This window comes from Shewanella indica, assembly GCF_002836975.1.
GTDB lineage: Bacteria > Pseudomonadota > Gammaproteobacteria > Enterobacterales > Shewanellaceae > Shewanella > Shewanella indica.
This window is the reverse complement of sequence record NZ_NIJK01000047.1, coordinates 14671-29706: the sequence shown is the minus strand read 5'-3', so window position 1 is coordinate 29706 and position 15036 is coordinate 14671. Positions and strand designations below refer to the sequence as shown.

Annotated in this window: 9 protein-coding genes; 5 read left to right on the top strand and 4 right to left on the bottom strand. The window is 57.4% G+C overall.

Features of this window, described 5'->3' with window-relative positions:
- The first annotated feature begins 17 nt into the window (after positions 1 to 17).
- The 5 genes from recC (at position 18) to CX650_RS15880 (ending at position 11053) form a co-directional block, all read left to right on the top strand.
- Positions 18 to 3647, top strand: a complete 3630-nt coding sequence (gene recC, locus CX650_RS15900) for an exodeoxyribonuclease V subunit gamma (RefSeq protein ID WP_101096384.1) — start codon at positions 18 to 20, stop codon at positions 3645 to 3647.
- Between the two features lies 1 nt (position 3648).
- On the top strand, positions 3649 to 7302 hold the full coding sequence (gene recB / locus CX650_RS15895; RefSeq protein ID WP_101096383.1) for an exodeoxyribonuclease V subunit beta: 3654 nt from the start codon (positions 3649 to 3651) through the stop codon (positions 7300 to 7302).
- Complete coding sequence (gene recD, locus CX650_RS15890; protein ID WP_101096382.1) at positions 7299 to 9302, top strand: exodeoxyribonuclease V subunit alpha; 2004 nt, start codon at positions 7299 to 7301, stop codon at positions 9300 to 9302. The genes recB and recD overlap by 4 nt, the downstream gene beginning before the upstream one ends.
- A 196-nt stretch (positions 9303 to 9498) precedes the next feature.
- A complete protein-coding gene (locus CX650_RS15885; RefSeq protein WP_101096381.1) occupies positions 9499 to 10509 on the top strand; it encodes a D-alanine--D-alanine ligase in 1011 nt (336 codons plus the stop codon).
- Positions 10510 to 10660: 151 nt separating this feature from the next.
- Positions 10661 to 11053, top strand: a complete 393-nt coding sequence (locus tag CX650_RS15880; protein WP_101096380.1) for a VOC family protein — start codon at positions 10661 to 10663, stop codon at positions 11051 to 11053.
- Between the two features lie 110 nt (positions 11054 to 11163).
- Here CX650_RS15880 and CX650_RS15875 read toward each other — a convergent pair whose 3' ends face one another.
- Genes CX650_RS15875 through CX650_RS15860 form a run of 4 tightly spaced genes read right to left on the bottom strand, consistent with a single transcriptional unit; the run spans position 11164 to position 15005 of the window.
- Positions 11164 to 11751, bottom strand: coding sequence for a cytochrome c3 family protein (locus CX650_RS15875; RefSeq protein WP_025009645.1), 588 nt, complete (start codon positions 11749 to 11751; stop codon positions 11164 to 11166).
- A gap of 8 nt (positions 11752 to 11759) precedes the next feature.
- Entirely contained in the window at positions 11760 to 12242 is a 483-nt protein-coding gene (locus CX650_RS15870) for a nitrate reductase cytochrome c-type subunit (RefSeq protein WP_101096379.1), read from the bottom strand.
- Between the two features lie 13 nt (positions 12243 to 12255).
- Positions 12256 to 14745 carry a nitrate reductase catalytic subunit NapA gene (napA, locus tag CX650_RS15865; RefSeq protein WP_101096532.1) on the bottom strand — a complete coding sequence of 830 codons (2490 nt, stop codon included), beginning with the start codon at positions 14743 to 14745 and terminating at the stop codon, positions 12256 to 12258.
- A gap of 2 nt (positions 14746 to 14747) precedes the next feature.
- A complete protein-coding gene (locus CX650_RS15860) occupies positions 14748 to 15005 on the bottom strand; it encodes a chaperone NapD (protein ID WP_101096378.1) in 258 nt (85 codons plus the stop codon).
- Between the last annotated feature and the right edge of the window lie 31 nt (positions 15006 to 15036).

Here is a 15036-nt window from a genome sequence, read left to right as displayed (position 1 = left end):
AGGTAACCCTGCTGCCTATGTTTACTCTTATCCAGTCCAACAAGATGGAATTGCTGTCGGCCACGCTGGCAGACCGGCTTCGCGATGGCGTGCCCGGCATGTCGCCGCTGAGCTGTGAGCAAATTCTGGTGCAAAGCCCCGGCATGTCCACCTGGCTCCGCCTGGAGCTGGCGCGTCACAATGGTGTGGCGGCGGCGCAGGAGTTTCCGCTGCCGTCCAGCTTTATCTGGCAGCTCTGTTATCTGCTGCTCGATGACGTGCCCAAGGAAAACCCCTTTACCAAGGCGGCGATGACCTGGAAACTGATGGCGCTGTTGCCCTCCCTTCTGGATAGAGACAATTTTGCACCGCTCAGACATTATCTGGGCGACGATGTTGAGCTCAAACTGTTTCAACTCAGCGGCCGTATCGCCGATATTTTCGATCAATATCTGGTATACCGTCCGGAATGGATCCTCGGCTGGGAGCAAAATGAATCCCCGCTGGAGATAGCGCCGCAGCACGCCTGGCAACCCGAACTTTGGCGCGAGTTGGTACGTTACAACAATCAGGAGTTGCAACAGAGCCATTACCACAGGGCCAATCTGCACCAGGCGCTGATCGAAACGCTGACAGGCGGCAGCGATCATGCCTTGGAAGGCCTGCCGCCCAGGTTGTTCGTGTTCGGGATCTCCTCGATGGCGCCGCAAACCCTGGATGTACTCTATGCGCTCGCCAGTCGCATCGAGGTAGTGATGCTGAGCCTCAGCCCCTGTCGTCACTACTGGGGCGATATCATAGAGCCCAGGGCGCGGGCGCGAATGGCACTGGCTTTTGAGGGCAAGAAACAGTTGCCCGAACTCTGGGAAGACAAGCTGGAAGTGGGCAACCCCATTTTGGCCAATAACGGCCGTCTCGGCCGGGAGCTGCTGGATATGGTGCTGGAGCTGCCACCCGAGCGGCTGGAACTGGAAGAACTGTTTCACCCCGGCAACACAAATACCCTGCTCGGCGGCATTCAAAATGACATTCTGGAGATGGAAACCTTAGGCGAGCCCCTTGGGCCGGATGTCAGCAAATACCTGAATATCGCCCGGCGCAGGCCCTTGGCCGCCAACGACGACTCCATCACCCTGCGAAGCTGCCACAGTCCGCTGCGGGAGGTGGAAACCTTACACGATCATCTGCTGCATCGCCTGCGCAGCGACCCTTCGCTTGCCGCCAAGGACATCATGGTGATGCTGCCCGATGTGGCCGCCTACGCCCCCTATATCGATGCGGTGTTTTCCGCCAAGAGCGGCGATCATTTCATCCCCTATGCGATAGCCGATCGCGGCGCGGCCCAGGAATCCCCCTTAATTGCCGGTTTTCTCAACCTGCTGGCGCTGGACAAGAGCCGCTTTGGCCTGACAGACATCATCAGTATTCTCGAAGTGCCCGCTGTGCTGGCTCGCTTTGGCATAGCCCAAGAGGAACTGGAGCAGCTCAAGGGCTGGCTCAAGGCCGCCGGTATTCGCTGGGGCCGCGACAGTCACAACCGTGAAGAGCTGGGCTTGCCCGGGTTTGACAAACACTCCTGGGCCTTTGGGATCCGTCGCATGCTGCTGGGCTATGCCCTGGGCGATGATGCCGAGCTGTATCAGGGCGATCTGCCGCTGGCCGGTATTGAAGGCCAGTCGGCGCAGGCGCTCGGCAAGTTGTTGAATTTTATCGAAGCACTCGATGACTTCAGGGAAGAGCTCAAGCAGCAAACCCCACCGGAAGAGCGGGTGGCGCAGCTTAACGCCCTGCTCGATGCCTTTTACCTGGCCCAGGAAGACGATGCCAGGGAAGAGATCAACGACATTCGCCAGGCCATAGACAGATTCGCCGAGGAGCTGCGACTGTCGGGCTTTAGCGGGGTATTGCCGCTGACAGTGGTTTGGCAATGGTTCAACTCAACCTTGAGTGAGTCCAGGGTAGGTCAGCGTTATCTCGCCGGCAGCGTCAACTTCTGTACCCTGATGCCGATGCGCTCCATCCCTTTCCGCCAGGTGTGTTTGCTGGGGATGAACGATGGCGTCTACCCCAGGGTGCAACATCCTGTGGGATTCGATCTCACCGCCCATGAAAAACCAAGACGCGGCGACCGCTCAAGACGCCTGGATGACAGATACCTGTTTCTCGAAGCCTTGCTGTCGGCCCGGGATCAGCTCTATATCAGTTACATAGGCCACAGCGAGCGCGATAACAGTGAGCGTATTCCCTCCATGCTGGTATCGGAATTGCTGGAATACATTCAGCTGTGTTACCGCCCGGAAGAGGCGCAATTTACGCCGCCCGCAGTGCCCACAGATGCCGATGAGATTGCCGCCCTTGGCGATTTGGCGGCCGATGCGCTGATGCAGCACCTCATCATTCAGCAGCCGTTGCAACCCTTTGATGCCCGGCTCTACAGTAACAGCGAGCTGCCCGGCAGTTTTGCAACCCAGTGGTGCCCGCGGGAGATGTTTGCCGCTCAAAGCCCGGCGCCTTTTATTGAGCATCAGCTGGGCGAGGAAACCGGCCTCAAGGAGCCGGAGCTTGAACTCTCGGCGCTGATCCGCTTTTTCCGCAACCCGGCGCAGTATTTCTGCCAGCGGGTGCTGCAGCTGGACTTGAGGCTGGATATCGACAGTCAGGACAATGATGAGCCGTTTGAGCTCAGCGCCCTGCAACGCTATCAGCTGCAGCTGCTGATGATGCAGGATGCGCTGGAAGACGAGCACGGAGAGCTGGATGAAACCCTGCTCGACAAGCTCAAGGCCGAAGGTCTGCTGCCGATAGCGCCGTTTGACGATCTGCTGCTGGATCAATATCGCCGCGATATCGCCCCGGCGGTGGAGCGTACCCGTTTTCTTCGCGCCGAATTGCCCAAGCCGGATGCCGTTGAAATAGCGCTCAAGCTCGAGGTCAATGGCCGCGAGATGCTGCTCTGTGGCCGCATCGAAGACTGCTATCCCAAGGGGCTGGTCAACTTAAGGCCGGGTACCACCAAGCCCAAGGATCTGTTGAGCCTCTATATTCGCCATCTGTGCCTCAATGCCAGCGGCATTCACAGGCACAGCTATCTGCTGGATGCCGGTCACTTCCACGCCATGGCGCCGCTCAAGGCCGAGTCCGCCAAGGCCTTGCTGGGTCAGTTGGCCGCCTTGTTTGAGCTCGGGCAACACAGGCCGCTGCCCTTTATGGCGCAAACCTCCCTGGCGTACTTCAGCGCCGAGGTAGAAGATGGCTTAAGCGTTGACACTGAACATCAGCTGCGGCTTGTTGAGGCCGAGAGCGCCTGGTTGGATGACGCCGGGTTCGGTGACGGCCAGGATCCCCATAACGCCCGCCTGTTCCGCTTTCCGGAAGATTTTGGTTTAACCCTTGATGACAGCGCCTATGCTGGCACGACGACGGATTTTGGGCGCAAAGCCTGCGAACCTAAGTTAAGTGAAGATGAGTTGAGTGAAAATGAGTTGAGTGAAGATGAGTTTACCCTGAGCAACATGAGTGCAGGGTTGCCAGGCGGTTGGCAACTCAGACTCCAGCAGAGCCTGAGTTTCCCGGCGTTGGCCGAGGGGATTTTGGCGCCGCTTATCAGCCTTTACCACAAAGACAAACTGGCCGCCCTGGCCGATTTTACCCAGATGGGACAGGAATAATATGCAAGCACTGGAGCCATTGAGTTTACCGTTGAGCGGCCGGCGCCTGATTGAGGCCAGTGCCGGAACCGGCAAGACCTACACCATTTCCGGCCTCTATCTGCGCTTATTGCTGGGTGATTTTGAGCGCCCGGGCCTTAGCTGTGAGCAGATCCTGGTGGTCACCTTTACCAACGCCGCCACCGAAGAGCTGCGCGACAGAATACGCAAAAGGATCCGCAGCTGTTATCAGCGCTTTATCGGCCTAAGCGTCAAAGACGATTTTATCGAGCAGCTTTATCAGCGCTGCCCGCCAACGCAGCGTGCAACCGCCCTCAAGCAGCTGGATCTGGCGCTCAAGAGCCTGGATGAAGCCGCCATTTTTACCATTCACGGCTTTTGCCAGCGGATCCTCTCGGATATGGCCTTTGAGTCGGCGCTGCTGTTCGAGTCGGAATTTACCCTGGATGACAGCGAATATCTGCGCCAGAGTGTGCGCGATTTCTGGCGCCATGTCTGCTATCGGCTGCCGACAGCGCTGGCGACCGCGATAGCCGCCCATTATGCCACTCCGGATGCGCTGGGGCGCGAATTGAGACCACTGCTCGGCGCCAGTCAAGCGAGCGCCAACCGCGACCCGGGGAAATTCGACCAATATGCAGAGCAGTTGCAGACTCAGCTCGCAAGGCTGCGACTGAGCTGGCCAAGAGAAAGGGACGCCACCGAGGCCCTGCTCCACAGCCTGCCGCTCAACGGCACCAGCTATGGCAAGCAAGCCGATGGCTACCCCAAGCTCACGGCCATGCTGGAGCAGATGGACAACTGGGCCAAGTATCATCAGGGACTGCCGACACCCAAGCTGCTGGACAGCCTGGCTCTCGGGTCACTGAAACTGAGAAAAGGCGGCGAAATCCCCACAGCGCAACAGGCGCCGCTGCTGGCGCAGATAGAAGCGCTCAGAGACAGCGTAGACTCGCTTATTCCGGCATTCCTCTATCAGGCAAGAGCCCAGATAGCCGAGCGTTTTGCCGAGCTCAAGGCCGAGCGCAACCTGCTGAGCCCGGACGATCTGCTGCTGACCCTGGCCAAGGCCATAGGCGGCCTGACCCAGACGGCGCCGGATAGCGGCCTTGCCATCGGCGAGCAGCTCAAGCAGGAGATAGGCAAACGCTTCCCCGTGGCGCTTATCGACGAATTTCAGGATACGGATCCGCTGCAGTTTGCAATTTTCTCCGGCATCTACCCGGCGCAATTGCCACAGCAGGATGCCGGCGCCGAGCCTGAACCCAAGCCCGAGCCTGAGCCAAGTCGAACTCTGTTGATGATAGGCGATCCCAAGCAGGCGATTTACGCCTTTCGCGGCGCCGATATCTATACCTATATCGAGGCCAGGCGCAATACCGCCGATCACTATAATCTGGACACCAACTACCGCTCGGCCAGCAACATGATTGCAGCGGTCAACCGCCTGTTTGCCAACCACAGCGACCCTTTTATCAGCGACGCCATCCCGTTCGAGCCGGTCAAGGCCAAGGACGCCGGCAGCAAACAGCTGCTCGCGCCCGGCACAGACTCGGCGGCGCTGCAGCTCAGGCTGCTCAAGGAAGATCCGGACAAGGGCCTAAACAAGACCCAGGCCCGTAAACTGCTGGCCGAAGATGCCGCCGCCGAAATCGTGCGCCTGCTCAATGCCGCCAACCGCGGCGAGTGTCGCCTCAGTGGCAATGAGCAGCCGCTGCGCGCCCGGGATATCGCCATTTTGGTGCGCGACAGAAACGAAGCCGCCGTCATGCAACAAGCGCTCAATAGTCGCCAGATCGGCGCCGTGTTCCTCAGCCGCGACTCGGTAATGGTCACTGAGGAAGCGCGGGAAATCGCCCTCATCCTCAAGGCGCTCGCCAGCCCCAGGGATGAACGGGCGATTCGCTCGGCACTGGCCTGCCGCTTGCTGGGCTTCAGCGCCAATAAGATCCATGAATTCAACCAATCTGAGACACTGCGCGCCGAAGTGCTCGATACCTTCATGTCGCTGCATGAGCTCTGGAGCCGCCGCGGCATCATGCCGGCGCTGCTCAATCTCGCGGATCACTGGCAGCTGCTGGAACGGCTCGGCCGAGAGGCCAACGCCGAGCGGCGTCTCACCGATTTTCGCCATCTGGCGGAACTGCTGCAGCAAAAATCCACCGAGCTCGAAGGCATGAGCGCCCTGGTCAACTGGTTTGAGCAGGAACTGCTCTCCGGCCAGAGCCGTGAAGAGCAGCAACTGAGGCTCGCCAGCGAACAAAACCTGGTGCAGATAGTCACCATCCACAAGAGTAAGGGGCTGGAATATCCTGTGTGCTTCATCCCCTTTGTCAGCCTGGCCCGCGACGGCAGTCGCCGCCCCTCGCCCATGCTGTACCACAAGGACAATCAATTAGTCTGGGATCTGGACGCCAGTGACGAAGGCTGGGAAGCCTGTAAACGCGAGACGCTGGCCGAAGATCTGCGCCTCTTGTATGTGGCGCTGACCCGGCCCGTATATCGCTGTTATCTGGGGCTGGCCAATCACTGCCGCATGAACAAGACGGGCATCAACAGCTTTTTGAAAGATACCGCCATAGGCTATCTGCTCGGCATTGAAGACAAGGACTGTGACGGCGATAGGTTGCAAAGCGCCGCCGCATCCCTTGCTTGCGAGGCCATCTCCTTGACCGAGATAGGCGATGCAGATCCAAGTCACCTTCAAGGCACTGAAAACCACTCCCAAAGCCCACTTTGTGCCCAGGTGCCGGCGGCGCGTCAAGGCGCGCCCTGGCGGGTCGGCAGCTATTCCGGCCTGGTCAAACATCTGCCCCACGAGCGGGTGTTGCCGGGCGCCGGTGATGAGGAGTTTGAAATCGAGCCCGCCTCTGTCTATGAGCCGCAGGATGTCTTGCAGGCCAACCGCTTCAGCTTCGAGCGCGGCGCCAATGCCGGTTCTTTTATGCACCTGGTACTGGAGAAAATCGACTTTACCCAGGCCGAGGAGGAACTCTTGCTGCATCTGCCCCAGGCGATGCAGCAGTACGGCATCGACAGCGATTGGCAAGATGTGCTTTATGACTGGTATCGGGATCTGCTTAACGCCGAAATCGCTCTGCCCCAGGGGCAGAGTCTGCGCCTGGGCGACCTCAGCAAGCGCCAAAAGCTGGTGGAGATGGAGTTTTATCTGCCCCTTGGCGGCGATACCCATCTTATCGATACCGAGCTCAGCCGCTTGCTGGCCAAGCACGGTTATGGCGGTGAACTGCGCTTCGATGCCTTCAAGGGCATGCTCAAGGGGTTTATCGATCTCACCTTTGAATATCAGGGCCGTTTCTACATTGCCGATTATAAATCCAACCATTTGGGGGATGATTTCAGCGATTACCGCCAGGACAAGATGGCCGCAGCCATCAGCGAGCACAGATACGATCTCCAGTACCTGCTCTACAGCCTGGCGCTGCACAGATACCTGAGCCTCAAACTGCCGGACTATTGTTATCAAAGCCATTTCGGCGGCTGCTGTTATCTGTTTTTACGGGGCATGTCCGCAGCCCATCCCGGCGCCGGGGTGTTTGTGGACAGACCGGATGAAGCGGTGATCCTGGCCCTGGATGCCTTACTCAAGGGCGAGTCGCCCTCGAGCGCCCCTCAGTTGGAGTTGAGTCTATGACAGATAGCCCATCAATACTGCACAGCAGCCAAGCTGTTACTGCGCTGCTCAAGCAATGGGAAGAGCAGCGGCTGCTGACGGCGCTCGACCGCCACTTTGCGCTGCAGATGGCCGCCATTCACCGGGAGCCATCGCCGCTATTTCTGCTGCTGTGCGCCCTGCTGAGCCGCCAGTTATCATCGCAGCACGCCTGCCTGCCACTGGGGAGCATAGCGTTTGATAATCCGCTGGCAGAGCCCCACCCCAGTGTGCGCCTCAATACCGACCCGGCAAGCCTTGAGCTGGCGGTGGCCAATTTTGCCGCCGTCGGCGCCCCGGGTGAAGACAAACCCTTGATCCTCGACGCTGGCCGCCTCTACCTCAAACGTTATTATGATTTTGAGTGCCGGGTCGCCCGGCGACTCACCGCCATGGCCGCCACTGAATACCCCGCCACCGACGAGGTGCGACGCGCGCTGGATTGCCTGTTTTTGCCGCCCGCCAGCCATACAGGCCAAGCGACTAATGAGGCAGCTCAAACTAATAGTGAAGCTCAAGCTAATAGTGAAGCTCAAACTGATAATGAAAATTCCGGCAAACGTGATTGGCAAAAAGTCGCCACCGCCACCGCCTATTGTCGCCAATTGGCGGTGATCACCGGCGGCCCGGGCACAGGCAAGACCACCACAGTCACCAAGCTACTGATGCTCCTGTGTCTCGGCAGTGAAATGAACATACGTCTGGTGGCCCCCACGGGTAAGGCGGCGGCGCGCCTGACCGAATCGATAAAGGCCTCAAAACAGCGCCTGGCAAAAGAGCTTATGCCCTTTGCCGCCGAGCTTGACCTTGGTGCCATAGACAAGATCCCGGAAGAAGCTGCCACTGTGCATCGACTGCTGGGGGTGATCCCCGGCTCGCACAAATTCCGTCATCACCAAGACAACCCGCTGCATCTGGATCTGCTGATTGTCGATGAAGCCTCCATGGTGGACTTGCCTATGATGGACCGGCTGCTCGATGCCCTGCCCGCCAATGCCAGATTGATACTGCTCGGGGATCAGGATCAGCTGGCCTCTGTGGAAGCCGGCGCCGTGCTCGCCGATATCTGCGCCGGTCTGCGCCACCAGCAGGACTGGCGCATGCGTTACAGCGCCGAGTTTGCCGCAACACTGACAAGGCTCACCGGCTTTGACCTCAGCGATTGCGTCAATCTCGCCCCCGGCATAGGCAATAATCTTTGTATGCTGCGTCACAGCCACAGATTCCGCGGCGATGCCGGCATAGGCGTGCTGGCCAAGGCGGTCAACCTCAGTGATGGCGCCGCGATGACTGAGGCCTGGAATGGCGGTTATCAGGAGCTTGAGTGGCTGGAAATCGGTAAACAGCAGCAGGGGCTGGCTCAGCTTCTCAGCCAGGCCTGTGAGCACTACCGCGACTATTTGGAAGTGGTGCACAGGCCGGACATCGGTGCCGATGAGATCATCGCCCGTTACAATCGCTTTCGACTGCTGTGCGCCACCCGTGGCGGCGATTTCGGTGTCGAGGGGATCAATCGGCAACTGACGCAAGTGCTGAAACAGGCCGGATTGATCGCCCCGCAGCAGGAGTTTTATCCGGGCCGACCGCTGATCATCCAAAGCAACGATTACAACCTGGGGCTGTTTAACGGCGATATCGGCGTTATTCTGCCCGACCGAGACAGCAACAGGCTGCTGGCGCACTTTATTCAGGCCGATGGCAGTGTGCTCAAGGTGTTGCCGGCGCGTCTTCCCGGCCACGAGACCTGTTTTGCCATGACAGTGCACAAGTCCCAGGGCAGTGAATTTGATTCTGTGGCCTTGGTGTTGCCGCCGAGCCCGAGCCCGGCGCAGCTGCAACTGCTCACCAAGGAGCTGATCTACACCGCCATTACCCGCGCCAAACAGCATTTTTGCTGCCTGGGCAACAGCTCAGTGTTTGACGGCGCCTGTCGTCGCCTCACTCGCCGGGCCTCGGGGCTGGCCGATAGGCTATGGCAGTGATTGTGGCAGAGATTATGACTGTGGCCGGAACTATAGCGAAAGCAGCAACCGGGCCCAATGATTTACGGCCCGTTTCACTCTGGCGGCAAAATAACCAGATGAGAGCCTGCGTCAGCTGCCGTTATACTCAAGGCCTGTCTAAGCAGGCATAATATCGGCCAAGGTTATTTATCAGGCCGCTCAGTCAGGAGAATTCATGAGCAAAACCCATATCTTGTTACTCTGTGGCGGCGGGGCCGCCGAGCACAGTATCTCTTTGATGTCGGCTGACTATATCGAAAGCTGCCTGGCAAATATTCCCGACATGGAAGTGCTCAGGTTGGAGCTGGACGCCGCCGGCCACTACCACACCAAGCAGGGCCAGGTTTGCGAGCTGACCAATCGCCGTGAAGTGCGCTTCGATGAGGCCGAGCCCAGCTGGCCGGTGGACTATGTGATCCCCTGTATTCACGGCTATCCGGGCGAGACCGGCGATATTCAGTCCTATTTCAATCTGATCAACCTGCCCTATTTCGGCTGCGGCTCTGAACCCAGCAGCAACTGCTTCAACAAGGTCACGGCCAAGATGTGGTTCAGTGCGCTCGGGATCCCCAATACCCCTTATCTGTTTCTCAGTGAAGCCGGTGAAGCGGCCAACAGCCGCTGCCGTGAAGCCTTGAATGAATGGGGCTCACTGTTTATCAAGGCAGCATCCCAGGGGTCATCCGTCGGCTGCTACCGGGTGGACAACGGCGATGATATCCCCTCGGTGCTGGAGCAGGCCTTTAGTTACTCCCCCTACGTGGTGGTGGAAAAGACCATCAAAGCCAGGGAGCTGGAAGTGGCCGTATATGAATACCAGGGTGAAGTGATTGCCACAGTGCCGGGTGAAATCATCTGTGCCAACAACACCTTCTACAGCTTCGATGAGAAGTATGATGCCAAGAGCAAGGCGGTGACCAAGGTCGAGGCCGAATTGAGCCAAGCGCAAATCGATACCATACGCGATTATGCCATTCGCGCCTTTAAGGGCATGAAGCTGTCCCACCTGTCGCGTATCGACTTCTTCCTTACCGATGAAGGCGAGATACTGCTCAATGAGATCAATACCTTCCCGGGCATGACACCCATCTCCATGTTCCCCAAGATGCTCAGCAACAATGGCCATGATGTCAGCGAGTGGCTGGTGAGTAACATAAGACGCCAGCTGAGCGAACCGCTCAAGTAAAGCACCCGTCCTGAGCCAAGCTCCAACCGGACCGAAGCACCAACCGGACTGAAGCACCAACCGGACTGAAGCAAAACCACACCCGCCACTCGCGCGGGTGTTTTTTATCCTGCTAAGCTGAAAATAGGTGTGACGGCATGCAGGAGAACTTATGTTCAGTGCGATAGATATAGATCATCTGGTGTTGATCTGCAGCAGTCTGGAAACCAGCCAAGCATTCTATACCCAAGTGCTGGGGGCTCGTTTCGAGCGGCGGCTCGACTCCCCTAGCCTGCTGCAACTGAGATTCGGCGGTGCCCTTATCGATCTGGTGCCAAGAAGCGATCAACCTTTAGGCCTCAATATGGCGCACTTCTGCCTTAATATTGCCGCCAAGGATGAAGCCTCAGTGCTGCAACACCTGGAGCAACACGGCGTGCACCATGAAGGCTTTTCGGAAAAATATGGCGCCCGGGGATACAGCCGCTCTATCTATATTTACGATCCCGACGGCAATCAAGTGGAGCTTAAACTCCTGAGTCGGCAACAGGAAAACTGCCAATAAGGCGTTGCTTAATCGTGGATTTTTACTGGTGATTTAACAGATAAAAAAGCGCGCCGGAAAGTTCGGCGCGCTTTTTCATGAAGCAACAGGCTATGCCCAAAGCTTTGGGCTTAGAAGCCTTCCACTCCCTGCATATCCGGCAGGTGATGGGCTATCCCCTTGTGGCAGTCGATACAGGTCTTCTCACCGCTTGCCAGCGAGGTGGAGTGCATATTGGCCGCTCGCTGTGACTGACGGGTGAAATCCATATACTGGAAGTTATGGCAGTTTCGACACTCCAGCGAGTCGTTGGCCTTGAGTCTGGCCCACTCATGCTCGGCCAGTTCACGCCGCTTGGACTCGAACTTCTCCCGGGTATTGATGGTGCCGAACACCTTGCCCCACACCTCCTTGGAAGCCTGCATCTTACGGGCTATTTTGTCGGTCCAATTATGGGGAACATGACAGTCCGGACAGGTCGCCCGCACCCCGCTGCGGTTCGTGAAATGTATGGTGGTCTTCAGCTCCTGATAGACGTTGTTTTCCATCTCGTGGCAACCGATACAAAAAGCCTCCTGGTTGGTGGCTTCCAGGGCAGTGTTGAAACCACCCCAGAAGATGATCCCGGCGACAAAGCCACCCAGGGTCAGAAAACCCAGACTGAAGTGAACACTGGGCCGGTTCAGCACCCGCCATATCTGTTTCAGTTTCTCAAACATAGCGACTCCTAATGGCTGGATGGGTTCTCAGCCCCGGACTTGAGCAAGTGATCCATATCGACAAAGTCATTCTCCACCATCAATCTGGCGTCCAGTTGCGGCACATGGCACTGGGTACAGAAATATCGTCTGGGTGACAGCTCGGCCAGGAAGTTGTTGTCTCTGTCCATATAGTGAGTCACGCTCACCATAGGCGCCTGCGATTCGCCGGTGCGACTGCGGGCATGACAGGACATGCACTTGTTGACCTTAAGATCCAGCTGGTAGCCGTCTATCTTGTGAGGTATGACCGGCGGCTGCATCGGGTAGTTACGGGTCTGTTTGATATCCGTATTTCTCACCTTCTGCATCACAGGTGGCGTCGGTTGGCTATTGAGCGGCGCCTGACGCAAAGTCGCCACCTTGTCCTCGGGAACACCGGCAGCATTGGCATTGACGGATAGCGCGGTCATCAGTGCAGCAAAGGCCAACAGGGTATGATTCGATTTCATCTTCTTATCCTCCTCAGGCCTTCATCACTTTCACGGCACACTTCTTGAAATCGGTCTGCTTGGACAGCGGATCCGTGGCATCCAGAGTCACCTTGTTGATCAACTGACTGGCGTCGAACCAGGGCACAAACACCAAACCCACCGGCGGCTTGTTGCGGCCGCGGGTTTCCACCCGGGTCAGTATCTCGCCGCGGCGGGACACCACCTTGACCTCATCACCTCGGCGCAGTCCGCGTTTCTTGGCATCATCCGGGTGCATAAAGCACACGGCATCCGGGAAGGCGCGATAGAGCTCGGGTACCCTCTGGGTCATGGAGCCTGAGTGCCAATGCTCCAGCACCCGCCCGGTGGAGAGCCAAAGATCATATTCGGCATCTGGGGATTCTGCCGCCGGCTCGTATGGCAGCGCGAAGATAACCGCCTTGCCGTCTTTTTTGCCGTAAAACTCAAAGCCTTTGCCGGGTTTAACGTAAGGATCCGAGCCCTCACGGTAGCGCCAGAGGGTTTCTTTGCCGTCAACCACAGGCCAGCGCAAACCATGAGCCTGGTGGTACATTTCAAAGGGAGCCAAGTCATGACCGTGACCACGGCCAAAGGTGGCATATTCTTCAAAAAGCCCTTTTTGCACATAGAAACCAAAGTGCTTGGCTTCGTCGTTCAGATACTTGTTATCGCTTTCACTGAGAGGGAACTTGTCAACATTGCCGTTCTGATACAGCACTTCATACAAGGTCTTGCCCTTGTATTCGGGATTGGCCGCCAATACAGCCTCGGACCAGACTTCGTCTGTGGTAAAGCGCTTGGAGAACTCCAGCAACTGCCAGAGATCCGAGCGCGACTGTCCGGGCGCTGTCACCAACTGGTGCCAGAACTGGGTGCGGCGCTCGGCGTTACCATAAGCGCCCTCTTTCTCCACCCACATGGCGGTGGGAAGAATGAGATCCGCGGCCTGGGTGGTAACCGTTGGGTAAGCATCGGACACCACAATAAAGTTTTCCGGGTTACGGTATCCGGGCAAGCCCTCTTCGTTGATATTGGGGCCGGCCTGCATATTGTTGTTTACCTGCACCCAGTAGCAGTTGAGATCGCCATCTTTCAATCGCCGGTTCTGCTCTACCGCATGGTAGCCTGGCTTGGGCGGAATGATCCCGGAAGGGATTTTCCAGATGGTCTCGGCAATCTTGCGGTGCTCTGGATTATTCACCACCAGATCCGCCGGCAAGCGATGGGAGAAGGTGCCCACTTCCCGCGCAGTACCGCAGGCTGAAGGTTGACCTGTGAGTGAAAACGGACTGTTGCCCGGGGTAGCTATTTTGCCGGTCAGCAAATGGATATTGTAGATGAGGTTGTTACACCAAACCCCGCGAGTATGCTGGTTAAAGCCCATGGTCCAGAAGGAGGTCACCTTCACCTCGGGATCGGCGTAGAGTTTCGCCAGCTCCAGCAATTTATGCTCGGGTACGCCCGAGAGCTTGCTGACCTTTTCCAGGCTGTAATCGGCGACAAAGGCCTTGAACTGCTCAAAGTCCATCGGGGTCGATTCACCGGCGGTGGCCACGTTCTTGGCTTTTTGCTGCAACGGATGTGAGGGCCGCAGGCCATAGCCGATATCGGTTGTGCCTCTGCGGAAGTTCACATGCTTGTTGACGAAGTCCCAATTAACCTTGTCATTGCTGATGATGTAGTTGGCGACATAGTTGAGAATGGCCAGATCGGTTTGCGGCGTGAAGACAATCGGCAAGTCGGCCAAATCAAAGCTTCTGTGCTCGAAGGTAGACATCACAGAGACTTTTACATGGGGCGCGCTGAGGCGTCTGTCTGTGACCCGGCTCCAGAGGATTGGGTGCATCTCGGCCATGTTGGAGCCCCAAAGAACAAAAGCATCGGCAGCTTCAATATCGTTGTAGCAACCCATAGGCTCGTCCATGCCAAAGGTACGCATAAAGCCGCCCACGGCTGAAGCCATACAATGACGGGCGTTGGGATCGATATTGTTGGAGCCGAAACCCGCCTTCATCAGCTTGGAAGCGGCATAACCTTCCCAAACCGTCCACTGACCTGAACCAAACATGCCCACCGCCGTCGGCCCTTTGGTCTTGATGGTGTGCTTCCACTTCTCGGCCATGATGTCAAAGGCCTGATCCCAACTGATAGGGGTAAATTCACCGTGCTTGTCGTATTTGCCGTCTGTCATCCGCAGCATGGGAGTCTGCAGCCGGTCATGGCCATACATGATCTTCGACAGGAAGTAGCCTTTAATGCAGTTGAGGCCGCGGTTGACCTCACTGTTGGCATCGCCATGGGTCGCCACAACCCGGCCTTCGCGGGTGGCCACCATCACAGAGCAGCCTGTACCGCAAAAGCGGCACGGCGCCTTGTTCCAATTTAACTGGGTGTGCTCTGAACTGGTGATCAGGTTGCTGGCTGTGGCAGGTAAAGCCAATCCGGCGACCCCGGCTGCCGCCATGGCGGCATTGGCCTTCATGAATTCGCGTCTGTTCATTTTCATTGCTCTTCCTCTTCGAGCTGTTCACACTGGTGATACACCATAGCGGTGGAGATCACGCCCTTGAGGGCATTGATCTTGTCCATGGTGGCGAGGATCGCCTGTTCGGTCGGGCCTTCCAGCACCACAACCAGCTTGCTTTCATCGTTAACCGATAGCTCGGCATTGCCGAACGACAGAATTTGCTGACGAACGCCGGCCATCTTGGATGGCATCACCTGAAGGATCAGGCTGCTGACATGCAATTCCCTACTCATCTCGTTCCCCTGTTTTAAGGACTCTCGTTAT